The 11617-nt window shown below is 72.3% G+C and carries 10 protein-coding genes and 1 riboswitch; of the genes, 1 reads left to right on the plus strand and 9 read right to left on the minus strand.

Going from position 1 to position 11617, the window contains the following annotated elements:
• Positions 1 to 59: 59 nt before the first annotated feature.
• The 7 genes from ACZ68P_RS31000 to ACZ68P_RS31030 form a co-directional block, all read right to left on the minus strand.
• A complete protein-coding gene (locus tag ACZ68P_RS31000; RefSeq protein WP_471012032.1) occupies positions 60 to 755 on the minus strand; it encodes a transglycosylase family protein in 696 nt (231 codons plus the stop codon).
• A 2-nt stretch (positions 756 to 757) separates the two neighbouring features.
• Positions 758 to 928, minus strand: a riboswitch (cyclic di-AMP (ydaO/yuaA leader).
• A 259-nt stretch (positions 929 to 1187) separates the two neighbouring features.
• Positions 1188 to 2210, minus strand: a complete 1023-nt coding sequence (locus tag ACZ68P_RS31005; protein WP_471012034.1) for a transglycosylase family protein — start codon at positions 2208 to 2210, stop codon at positions 1188 to 1190.
• A gap of 113 nt (positions 2211 to 2323) precedes the next feature.
• Positions 2324 to 3586, minus strand: coding sequence for a cytochrome P450 family protein (locus ACZ68P_RS31010; RefSeq protein ID WP_471012035.1), 1263 nt, complete (start codon positions 3584 to 3586; stop codon positions 2324 to 2326).
• 225 nt (positions 3587 to 3811) lie between these two features.
• Positions 3812 to 4786: a nucleoside triphosphate pyrophosphohydrolase gene (locus ACZ68P_RS31015; protein ID WP_471012036.1), complete on the minus strand. Its 975-nt coding sequence runs from the start codon at positions 4784 to 4786 to the stop codon at positions 3812 to 3814.
• 90 nt (positions 4787 to 4876) lie between these two features.
• Positions 4877 to 5521 (minus strand): SurA N-terminal domain-containing protein, encoded by a 645-nt coding sequence (locus tag ACZ68P_RS31020; protein WP_471012038.1) that lies wholly within the window; start codon positions 5519 to 5521, stop codon positions 4877 to 4879.
• Between the two features lie 81 nt (positions 5522 to 5602).
• On the minus strand, positions 5603 to 6049 hold the full coding sequence (locus ACZ68P_RS31025; protein ID WP_471012041.1) for a GtrA family protein: 447 nt from the start codon (positions 6047 to 6049) through the stop codon (positions 5603 to 5605).
• Positions 6046 to 7008, minus strand: coding sequence for a glycosyltransferase family 2 protein (locus tag ACZ68P_RS31030; RefSeq protein ID WP_471012042.1), 963 nt, complete (start codon positions 7006 to 7008; stop codon positions 6046 to 6048). The genes ACZ68P_RS31025 and ACZ68P_RS31030 overlap by 4 nt, the downstream gene beginning before the upstream one ends.
• A 125-nt stretch (positions 7009 to 7133) precedes the next feature.
• Between ACZ68P_RS31030 and ACZ68P_RS31035 the strand changes: the two genes are divergently transcribed.
• Complete coding sequence (locus ACZ68P_RS31035; protein ID WP_471012043.1) at positions 7134 to 9563, plus strand: YfhO family protein; 2430 nt, start codon at positions 7134 to 7136, stop codon at positions 9561 to 9563.
• Positions 9564 to 9649: 86 nt separating this feature from the next.
• Here ACZ68P_RS31035 and ACZ68P_RS31040 read toward each other — a convergent pair whose 3' ends face one another.
• A complete protein-coding gene (locus ACZ68P_RS31040) occupies positions 9650 to 10045 on the minus strand; it encodes an LppU/SCO3897 family protein (RefSeq protein ID WP_471012045.1) in 396 nt (131 codons plus the stop codon).
• Positions 10046 to 10183: 138 nt separating this feature from the next.
• On the minus strand, positions 10184 to 11467 hold the full coding sequence (locus ACZ68P_RS31045) for a phospholipase D-like domain-containing protein (RefSeq protein WP_471012047.1): 1284 nt from the start codon (positions 11465 to 11467) through the stop codon (positions 10184 to 10186).
• Positions 11468 to 11617: the final 150 nt, after the last annotated feature.

Genomic DNA, 11617 nt, shown 5'->3' on the forward strand with positions numbered 1-11617 from the left:
TCACCGCGGGAGGGTCGTGGGGCCCGTGGAAGCCGCCGGACTCACACGGGCCGCCGGGCTCACTTCAGGTGAAGCTGCTGGCCCGGGTAGATCAGGTCGGCGTCGTCGACGATGTCCTTGTTGAGCTCGAAGAGCTTCGCCCAGCCGCCCTTGACGTCGTGGGCGGCGGCGATGGTGCTCAGGGTGTCGTGGGCCTTGACCTTGTACTCGCCGTCACCCTTCTCGACCTTCTTGCCGGTCGGGGTGGTGACGGTCTTCTTGGACTCGGCCTTCTTGGGCTCGGCGGCCTTCGGCGCGGTGCGCTTCTCGCTGCGGGTCGTCGGCTGCTCGGCCTGACGCTCCGGCGCGGGGGCGCTCTTCTCGGCGGAGCCGCCGTCGTACGAGGCGCCGGAGAGGCCCACGCCACAGCTCGGCCAGGCACCCTTGCCCTGGCCGGCCAGGACCTTCTCGGCGATCTCGATCTGCTGCGACTTGGAGGCCTGGTCGGCGGTCGCGGCGTAGGTGGTGCCGCCGTAGGCGGCCCAGGTGGAGGCCGAGAACTGCAGGCCGCCGTAGTAGCCGTTGCCGGTGTTGATGGACCAGTTGCCGCCCGACTCGCACTGGGCGACGGTGTCCCACTCGGAGCCGGTGGCCGCGGAGGCGGACCCGGCGGTCATCAGCGGGGCGGCCACGGCGACACCGGCGATGCCGGCGAGCGCGACGGCGCGGGTGGCCTTGGAAGCGCGACGGTGCTTGCCCTTGCCCGAAAGCAGCATGAAGTTCTCCTCACCGACGCCTGCGAGGTGAGCTGTCGGGTTCGGACCAAGTGAGTTGTCCGGCCGCGTGACCAGCACGCGGCTCCACCCCAAGCCGTTCCGGCCGTCTGTCTCGACGGCCGGGACCGGCACTTACCTGGGTCCCCCGCTCCTGCCTACGGCGCTTGCGCGACGACTGTTCCCATCGGCCGACGGCAGGATTCGGCGTTCTCGGTCGACGGGGCCCGCGGTGGCGAGCGATGTCGACCGTAAACACAGACCCCCACGAAGTTCAAAGACGTCTATAAGGGAGAAATCACCCCTACGTGCCTCTGAGCGAGGGGCGTTTGCGCAGGTGAGAAGCGACAGGAGCAGAGTTTGCGGACGTGACAGGCCAGTTCGGGCAAAGAGACCCATGTCTCACTTGCACAGAACCGGACATAGGGTCTCGAACTACCCTTGCGCCGGGGCCGTTTCGGGCGTCAGGTCGAGACTCTGACCAGGCAGGATGAGGTCCGGATCGGCGCCCACCGTCCGGCGGTTGGCGTCATAGAGGGCGGTCCAGCCGCCGGGCAGCTCGTTCTCCTGGGCGATCTCGGTGAGATTGTCCCCCGGCTGGACGGTGTATTCGTCCGCAATGCCGGAAGTATCCGTGTTGTTCTCACCCGTGCCGGGCGTCGCGCCCTTTGTCGACCCGTCAGTCCCGTCGGCACCGGCGGTCCCGTCGGCCGGCGAAGCGTGACGGCCGCTCTCGCGGCCATCGTCTGTACCGGTTTCGAGGGTGTTGTCCACATTGCCCGTCTCCGGGGCGGCGCCTCCGCGGTGCTTGCCGGTGCCGGGGGCGACCGGGGCGGAGGGCGTGCCGGAGGTCCCGGGCGTGGCGCCGGCGCTCGGCGCGCCGGTGGTCGCCGAGGCGTCCGGCGACGAGGGCGCGGTGAGGGCGGGCGCGGAGGGCGTGGCCGGGGAGGTCGCGGGAGCGCTGGGGAAGGTCTCCGGAGCGGCGGGGCCGGCCGGGATGCCGGCGGTCCGGTTCGACTCCGCGGCCGGACCGGTGGGCTCCTCCGGCGTGAGCGGCGGCCCCGGGTCGACGTCGGGGACGGTGCCGTCGTTCGTCAGGCCGGCGATGGGGGCGCAGGTGGCCCACTCCGTGCCGCCCGCGGCGAACGCCCGCTCGGCAACCGTGATCTGCTGCGCGCGGCTGGCGAGGTCCGCGCTGGACGCGTAGGCCAGGCCGCCGTGCCGCTCCCAGGTCTCCTGGGTGAATTGGAGTCCTCCGTAGAGGCCGTTGCCGAAGTTGGCACTCCACAGGCCACCCGATTCGCACTCGGCCACCCGGTCCCAGGTGGCGACATCGGCGGCCGAGGCGGAACCCGCGCCGAGCAACGGCAGCGCGAGGGCCGATCCGGTCACGCCTGCGGCGACGACTATGGCGGGGGCCTGGCGGGGTCTGCGGTGACGTCCGTTTCCGGAGCGCATGCGAGGTGCCTTTCGCGTGACGGCTGAGACTGCGGTGAACGTAGCGGCATTCGAACGTTCGTCACAAGTCGATGCAGCGGAGATCACGTAAAAGTCACAGTCTTGACGAGGCGTCAGGCGCCAGAAGGGGTGAACTCCACCGGAAGCGTGCGCAATCCACGCATGATGAGACCTCCGCGCCACCGCAGGTCCGCCGGATCGACGGCGAGCCGGAGGTCCGGCAGCCGGGTCAGAAGCGTGGCGAGGGCGATCTGCCCTTCGAGGCGGGCGAGCGGGGCACCGATGCAGTAGTGGATGCCGTGTCCGTACCCCAGGTGCTGGTTGTCGCGCCGGGAGAGGTCGAGGGTGTCGGGCGCGTCGAACCGCGCCGGATCGCGGTCGGCGGCGGCGAGCACGACGAGGACCGGGTCCCCCGCCGGGATCTCCTGCCCGCCGATGGTCAGCGGCTCCATCGCGTAACGCCAGGTGGCCAGTTCGACCGGCCCGTCGTAGCGCAGCAGCTCCTCGACGCCGGTCTCCAGGAGCCCCCGCTCCCCCGCCGCCAGCGACGCCTGGAGGCGCTCCCGCTGACCGGGGTTCCGCAGCAGGGCGTACAGGCCGTTTCCGACCAGATTGACGGTGGTCTCGAAGCCGGCGAAGAGCAGGATGAACGCCATCGCCGCGGCCTCGTTCTCGGTGAGGTGCTCCCCGTGGTCGGACGCCCTGATGAGACCCGAGATCAGGTCGTCCCCCGGGTCGAGCCGCTTGCGGTGGATCAGCTCCGCGAGGTAGCCGCGCATCTTCTTCACCGACCGGGCCACCCCGCCGCGGGGCCCGCCGCCGTGCCGGATCATCATCCCGGCCCAGTCCCGGAAGTCGTCCTGGTCCTCGGGCGGGACGCCGAGCAGGTCGCAGATGGCGTAGATGGGGAGCGGGAAGGCGAACTCGTGGATGAGGTCGGCGCTCCCCTCCCGGGCGAACCGGTCGATGAGCCGGTCCGTGAGCTCCTGCACGCGGGGCGCGAACTCCGCGACCCGCCGCGGGGTGAACGCCTTCGACACCAGCCGCCGCAGCCGGGTGTGGTCCGGCGGGTCGATGTTGAGCAGATGGGTCATCAGCTCGGCCTTGCGCTCCCCGGGGATCCCGGTCTTCCCCTTGGCGTGCGCGGGCTCGGCGTGGTGTGCGGGGTTCTTGGACAGCCGCTGGTCGGCGAGCGCCTGCCGCGCGTCGGCGTACCGCGTCACCAGCCATGCCTCGACCCCGCTGGGGAGCCGGGCCCGGTGCACGGGGGCGTGCTCGCGCAGCCAGGCGTAGGCGGGGTACGGATCGGTCGCGAACTCCCAGGTGAAGAGCTCGGGCGCGGCGGGGGCACCGGGGGCGGAGGGCTGGTCGTGCATGGCCACGACAGTAACCGTCCGCCGGTCGGGCCCCGGCCCGGCCGGGGCGCGGGCGGCACCGGGCCGTCCGGCGGGACGCCCTCGGCGCCCCCGGGGCCCGGCCGGACCACCCCGGCCCGCCCCGCCGGTCACGCTCCGGAGGACCGCTCCCGGCTCGGGCGGGGAAGGGCAGGGCGCGGGGCCCGAGCGGGGGCCTCCTCGGGCCGGACGGCCTCCGCCGCGCCGTCAGGCCGGGTGGCCCTCCGCCGCGCGGATGGCGTCGCGGTAGGCGCGGGCGGCGGCCCGCAGCGCCGCCTCCGGGTCCACTCCGTCCGCCTCCGCCCGTGCGGCGAGGGCGAGCAGTTCGTAGCCGATCCCCTCACCGGTCGGCGGCTTCACGTCCAGGCCGGCCGTCCGCACCCGTCCGGCCAGTTTCGTGGCGAGCGCGAGACCGGGCTGCCCGAGGGGCACTCCGTCCGTCACCGAGTCGCGCTGCTTCTCGACGGCCTTGGTGCGCAGCCAGTGCGCCTTGACCTCTTCGGGGGTCTCGGCGGTCGCGTCGCCGAAGACGTGCGGGTGGCGGTGGATCAGCTTCTCGACGATGGTCCCGGCGACGTCGTCCACCGAGAAGGGCTCGTCCTCGTGCTCCTCCGCGATCCTGGCGTGGAAGACCACCTGAAGGAGGACGTCGCCGAGCTCCTCGCGCAGCTCGTCGCGGTCGCCGACCTCGATCGCCTCGACGAGTTCGTACGCCTCCTCGATGCCGTACTTCGCGAGTCCCTTGTGGGTCTGCCGGGACGACCAGGGGCACTCGCGCCGGATGCGGTCCATGACCTGCACCAGGTCGAGGAGGCGGGCGCCGGGCAGGTCGTACGAGCCGGGCAGCAGCTCCAGGTCGGGCATGGCGACCCAGCCCGAGCCGGCGAGCCGGGCGAGCCCGTCCGTCAGCGCCCGGTCGCCCTCGCCGGACGGCAGGACGACGACGGTCCGGCCCCCGGCGCACCGGTCGACCAGGTCCTGCGCGGCGGGACGGGCGTGCTCGACGGTGATGCCGGCCTCGCGGAGGTACGGCAGCTGGGGGTGGTGCTCGTCGGCGCACACCACCTGGTCGGCGCCGCGCAGCGCCTGCCAGGCGGGCCAGGACAGCAGCCCGGGGGCCACGCGGTGGCTGGCGGTGAGAAGGACGACACGACCGGTCTCGACGGGTGCTTCAGCGTTCACCCTTCGACCATACGTGGGCCTGCCGGCCGCACCGGCCCCGCGTCCGGAGAGCGACACGCCGCGCCCGGCCCGCGTGCGGGAAGGGCGCGGCTACGCGCCCGCGGGGACGGCCTGGGGGTCCTGGGTGATCTGCCGCAGCCAGGGCGCGGTGTAGGTGCCGAGCTGGATCTTGTCGTTGTCCCAGGCGCCGAAGCGCGGGTTCACGTCGATGTCGAGGGACTTCGAGGCGGCGGTGAAGACCTCGGTGAGCTTCTTCTGGCCCTCGGGGGTGTTGGCGATGCCGAGCTTGTCGGCGATCTTGTTCATCAGGACGGTCCGGCGGACGACCGTGTCGATCTGGTCCGGGGCGACCCCCTGCTGCTGGAGCAGCATCCCGGCGAGCTGGGCCTCGCCGCCGCTCTGTTCGACGAACTCGGCGCGGGCCTTCTGGATCTCCCCGCGCCCCGCGGTGATCCCGTTGTCGGCGGCGACCCGCTCCACGACCCGGTCGAAGATCATCACGTTGAGCTTCTCGCGGCTGAGGTCCCCGGTGGCCTTGATCAGTTCGGCGGCCTGCGGCGACTTCTGCTGGGCGGACCGTACGTCCCGAACCTGCGCCTGGAGGCTGGACACCTCGATCCGCTCACCGCCGACGACGGCGGCGGCCCCCGGGTGGGCGTCACTGCCGCACGCGGCGAGCAGCGGGGCCACGGCGAGGAGCGCGGCGGAGACGGAGAGCGCGGTGCGGCGGTGCAAAGGAGCCTCCCGGCGTGGGTCGTGCGTCAGTAGAACGACCTTGCGGTGATCGATGTTAGGCAGTCGGAGTGGTCAGGGCCACTACTTCGAAGCGACTGTTTCGGTCAACGACTCACGCGTTCGGGTGGTGTCGGGTCGCAGCATGATCGTCCGGGAGAGCAGGAAGGTCACGGGAACGGCCGCCGCGGCGGCCGGCAGGGGGGCGTAGCGGCTGTCGACGCCCAGCCGGTCGACCAGGACGTAGACGCCGGCGGTGGTGATCACGAAGTTCGCCGCGTTGGTGAGCGGGAAGAGCAGGAACTTCCGCCAGGTGGGGCGGGTGCGGTACGTGAAGTACGAGGTGAGGAAGAACGAGCCGACCATGGAGAGCGCGAACGCGAGGACGTGCGCGGGGAGGTACGGCAGCCACAGGACGAGGAGCCGGTACAGACCGTAGTAGGTGGCGGTGTTCACGGCCCCGACCAGCGCGAAGCGCACCACCTGCCACGCCACCGCCCTCACCGTCGTCGTCCCCGGGGTCCGCGTCATCGCCGTACGAGCTCCTCCGGGCGCCGCCGCTGGGCCGGCACCCCCGCGTTCGTCGCCTTCACCAGGAAGTGCGGGCGCCGCTTCACCTCGTAGTAGATCCGGCCGACGTACTCGCCGACCAGCCCCAGCATCACCATCTGGACGCCGGCCAGGGCCGTGACCGTGACGAGCAGGGTGACGTATCCGGGTGTGTCCACGCCGTTCACCAGCGCGACGCCGACGATCCAGGCCGCGTACGCCAGCGCCAGCGAGACCAGGACCATTCCGAGGTAGACGGCGGCCCGCAGGGGTTTGTTGTTGAAGGAGAGAAGTCCGTCGAGACCGTAGTTCAGGAGCTTCCCGAAGCTCCATTTCGAGCGGCCCTCCTCACGCACCGCATTCTCGTACTCGAAGGTGGTGGTGCGGAATCCGACCCAGGCGAAGATGCCTTTGGAGAATCGGTTGTACTCGGTCAGTTCGAGGATCGAATCGACCGTACGGCGGGAAAGCAGCCGGAAGTCGCCGACGCCGTCCACCAGCTCGACGTCCACGAGGCGGTTGATCGCCCAGTAGTAGGCGCGGGCGGTCAGGGTGCGGGTCACCCGGTCGCCGGTGCGGGTCCGGCGGGCGATGACCTGGTCGTACCCCTGGGCGTGGAGGGCGACCATGCGGTGCACGAGCTCCGGCGGGTGCTGGAGGTCGGCGTCCATGATCACCACGGCGTCGCCGCCGGCATGCTGGAGGCCGGCCAGCATCGCCGCCTCCTTGCCGAAGTTCCGGCTGAAGGAGACGTAGCGGGCGCGGGGGTCGGAGGCGGCGATCTCCTCCAGGAGCGGGAGCGTACGGTCATGACTTCCGTCGTCCACATAGACCAGTTCGAATTCACCGTCGAAACGGGAGAGTTCGGTGGTCACATGGTCGTGGAAGCGACCGATGATCTCCTCTTCGTTGAAGCACGGGACCACAATCGAGAGCAGCACGGAAGAAACGACAACCGAGCCGGATGTCGGCGGCGGATTCGCGACGTGTCGACGAAGCGACCATCGCGTGAACTGGCCGCGGAAGGGAACGATTTCGTTTCGCGTACTGGCATATTCGAACCATCATGGAGACCAGGACCCAGCCGGCCGGCCCGGTCGGCGCGTCCCCGGCCCCGGGCCCCGGCCCGGCACTCCCGGAGCGCGCGAGCGCGGGAGACGCCGCCCGGGCGAGCGCCGGACCCGCCGCCGGGCTCGCCGCCTTCCTCACCGCGCTCGCCGTGTGCACCGGGGACGCCGTGGCCCGCGCCTTCCCCTTCGGGCCGCGCCGCCGCGCGGTCAACGACCTGGCCAACCAGTTCGTGCCGTACCACGCACACCTCTGGGACCTGCTGCACGGCCGCGCCGACGGCGGCCTGCTCCTCAACTGGCGGTCCGGCTGGGGCACCAGCTTCCTGCCCGACCTGGGCACCTATCTGACCAGCCCGTTCGCGCCCCTGGTCGCACTGTTCCCGCGCGCGGACATCGAGTACGCGGTCTACACGGTCACCGTCCTGAAGATGGCGGTGGCGGCGGCCGCCATGACGGCCCTGCTGCTGCGCACCCGGCCGGGCGCGCGGTGGGCGGCCGGCCTGCTCGGCGCCGCGTACGGCCTGTGCGGCTGGTCCGTCGCCGAGGCGACGTACAACCCGATGTGGCTCGACGGGCTGATCGCCTTCCCGCTGCTGTGTGTGGTGGGCGAATGGGTGCGGCAGGGCCGGCGGCCGCTGCTCGGGCCGCTGGTGGTGGCCGTCTGCTGGGTCGCGAACTTCTACACCGCCTACATGGCCACCCTGGGCGCGGCGCTGGTCCTGCTGGTCCGCCTCGCGGAGACGGACTCGTTCCGGATACGGGTGGCGGGCCGGGCGGTCGCGACGACCGGGCTCGGCGTCGGGCTCGCCGCGCCCGTCCTCGTCCCCGTCCTCCTCGGGTCCCGGCTCGCGCACCCCGGCCTCACCAAGGAGTTCGCCCCGGCGGCCTGGCCGGACTTCCTCGCCCGTCTGCTGCCCGCGACGTACAGCTTCTCCACCCCCGCCCTCTTCGTCTTCACCGCCGTGCCGGTACTCGCCGGATCGCTGCTCCTGCGCCGGGACGTGAAGCGGCGCGAACGGTGGCTGTGGGCGGGTCTGGCGGGGGCGGTCGCGATGTCGACGCAGTGGGGACCGACCCATCTGCTCTGGCACGTCTTCGCCACGCCGAACGGAAGCCCCTACCGGCAGACGTTCGTCCTCGCGGGCCTCCTCGTCCTCGCCGCCTGGGCCGGCCTCGCGCGCGGCCTGCCCGACCGTCGGGCGCTGCTCGGCGGGGCCGGAGTGGTGGGGGTCCTCGCGGCGGCGGCGCTGACCAGCCCGTTGGCGAACGTATGGGCACTGGCGCTGGGCGCGGCCGGCTGCGCGACGACCGTCGGGGCGGTGCTCCTGCCCCGGCGCGGGCGGTACACGGTCGTGGCGGCCGCCCTGCTGTCGGGGACGCTGGTCGGGCAGGCGGCGGCGACCACGGCCTGGGCCGACCGGGAGCGCCTGGCCCGGCTCGACGACTATCCGGCGTACGGCGCGGAGCACGAACGCCGGGCGGAGGCGCTGGCGGCGGCCGACGGGTGGCCCGCGTACCGGACCGACCCCGGGCTGCCCAGGGTGGCGGGCAACGACCCGCTGCTCCTGGGCGGTCAGGGCGCCGCGTACTACAGCAGCCACACCCCGGAGGCGCTGACGCGGACCCTGGCGGCGCTCGGCGGCGGCTGGACCTCGCGCGGACGCAACCTCCTGAGCCTGGACAACCCGGTCACGGACGCGCTGTTCGGGGTGGGCGCGCGGTGGCGGGACGGCGGCGTCGTCCATGCCGAAACGGTTCTGCCGCTGGTGACGGTCCGGCCCCCGGGCGTCGCCCCGCCCCGGTACGGGCCTTCTCCGTTCCGCAACCAGGAACTGCTGCTGGGGTCGCGGGTGTACGAACCTCCCGGGGCCGGGGGCTGCCCGGTCGGCCGGGAGGTCTTCCTGTGGGCCCCCGACTTCACCGGGACGGCCCGGCTCGGGGCGCGGACGGTGGAGCTGCTGGGCGGCCTGCCCAAGCGCCGGGCCGCGATGGTCTCCCTGGGCGTCCAGCGCGTGGCGGACGAGCGGCCGGTCCTGACGGGCCGTGGCGCCCGGGGACGGGTGGAGTGCCTGGACCGGGAGCGCCTGCGTACGGCGGCGGCGGAGCTGCGGGCGGCGGCGGCGACGGCGGTACGCGTCACGGACACCGGCGTCCGGGCCGAACTCCCGCCCGGGGCGCGGGGCACGGTCGTCCTGGCGGCGCCCCGGATCGCGGGCTGGCGCTGCGGGGGACGCCCGGCCGACTCGTACGGCGGCCTGGTGGCGACTCCCGCCCCGGCCGACGGGACGCCGGTGGTCTGCGCCTTCCGCCCGCCGGGCCTGCGGGCGGGCCTGGGCACGGGGGCGGTGGCGGCGCTCGTCCTGGCCGCGCTCCTGGCGCGGGGCCGGGGACGGGCCGGGCGGCCGTTCCGGCGGCGGGCGGACTGACCGACTCACGGCCGGCGCGCCCGCCGCCGCACGCCGAAGGGGCCGGACGCGTCAGGCGTCCGGCCCCTTCATCGCCCGTGAGGGCGTCAGCTCTTGACGGGCTCCAGGCAGAGGACGAACTTCTCGTAGTCCCACTCCTGCGCCAGCGCGGTCATCTCGCCGCACTTGTTGACGTCGAAGGTGCCCTTGTGGACCTTGGTGACCTTGTAGAGGTCGGGGCCCTTGTCGGTGCACTCCTTGGTCTCGACCTTCGGGTCGTTGTCCGGGCCGGTGACGCTGATGCAGTCGCCCGCCTCGGCGTGCGTGGGGAGGTCGCCGCTGATGGCCGCGTAACCGAACTTCACGCCGAGGGCGACGACGATCGCCACGAGGATGCCGAGGACCTTCTTGCCCAGGCCCTTCTTCTTCGCCGGCTCGGCGGAGGCGACGGGCTCGCCGAAGGCGGCGGGCTGCTCAGGGGTGACGGGCGGCGGCGTAGTCATAAGGGTTCCTTGGGGACGTGTACATGATCGAACGCGTACGCTACATGTCACGGACCACGCAAAAGGGACACTGTCGATCCGTACACCGATCAGATGCCCACTCGTGATTCTGTCGTCCCGTCAGCCGCCGCCCGCCCGCTACAGCCCTTCCGACTCCGCCGCCGCCCGCTGCGCCTCGAAGTTCCCGACGTACGCGTCGAAGACGGCCGGGTCCTCGTACTTCAGCATCGCCTCGTCGTTCACCTTCAGCGCCATGCCCGTGTACGTGTGGCTGCCGGTGAAGACGATCTTCTTGTTCGCGCCGCCGAGGTACGCGCCCTCGATCAGCAGGTACTTGGTGTGCGTCGCCGTGCCGCCGCTCTGGTCGTTGTGCAGCTGACGCAGGACGATGCGCCCCTTCGCGGTGGGCCTGGTCAGCCACTCGGCCACCCGGAGCGGGTACTTCTCCGCGTCGATCGGCCAGTTGTCGAGCTTGCCGTAGACGATGTCGATGTGGCAGCCGGCGTCCGCGAGCTTCCAGAGCTGCTCGGCCACCTCGGGACGGGTGGTGTGGCCCTGGGCGATCCGGATCTTCGTCCGGCCGTCGGAGGTGCCGAAGCCCGGGGCGTTGCCGTGGCAGGGCTCGGCCGTGCCGACCGGCTGGGCCACCGTCTTCAGGACGTTGACGACCGGGTCGGTGCCCGAGCGCGGGAAGAAGTAGACCTTGGCCTTGCCGGCCTGCGTGTCGTGCGCGTACTCGTCGACCTGCGGTATCCGGCCGGCGGCGGCCTCCGCCTGGTCGGCGAAGTAGGCCGCGTACGCGTCGAACAGCTCCTTGTTGCCCGCCACCGTCATCGCGTCGTTCCACAGCTTCGTGCGGTCCTGCTCGATGAGGTTGCCGGAGGACTGCACCACCACGTCGTCCACCGGGACGGTGCCGTTGCCCTTGGTGCGGGAGAACAGGAAGTACTTGTTGTGGTTGACGTTGTCGTACCAGCCGTTCGGGTCCGCCGCCGTGGTGCCGGGGTCCTTGGCGAGACAGGCCTCCTCCGCCTTGCAGATCCGCACCCAGGACTCCCCGCTCAGCCCGTTCCTCAGGTTCGCGACGGCCGGGTAGCCGGCGGTGTCGTTGTCGAGGACCACCTGGACGGTGACCCCGCGCGCGTGGGCGGCGAGCAGGCGCTCGGTCAGCCACTGCGATCCGTACAGGTAGAGCGACATCCGGATGGAGGACCCCGGCTCGGCTCCGTCGACGAGCCGCCCCAGGTGGCTCAGGATCCGCCCCTGGGCGGTCGTGTCGCCCGACGGGTCGTTGAACACCGGCCCGGTGGTGACCGCCGTGACCGGCTCCGCGCTCGCCGCCGGGGTGGCCATGAGGAGGGCGCCCAGCGCGAGCGAGGCGCCCATCGTTCGGTATCCGCGCTGCTTCGCGCGCTTCTGCATGGTCACGTGTCCTCGATCTCGTTCCTTGGGAGTGGCGGGCCGTCGGGCGCGCGCACCCGCACGCCCGCCCCGTGACACGGCGACGGGAAGGGCCGCCGGGCCGGCGAGCATCATCGCCCGCGGAGCGATCTTGGGGCCGTGACCGCGGTC

The sequence above is a fragment of the Streptomyces sp. NPDC036822 genome, from assembly GCF_055609145.1.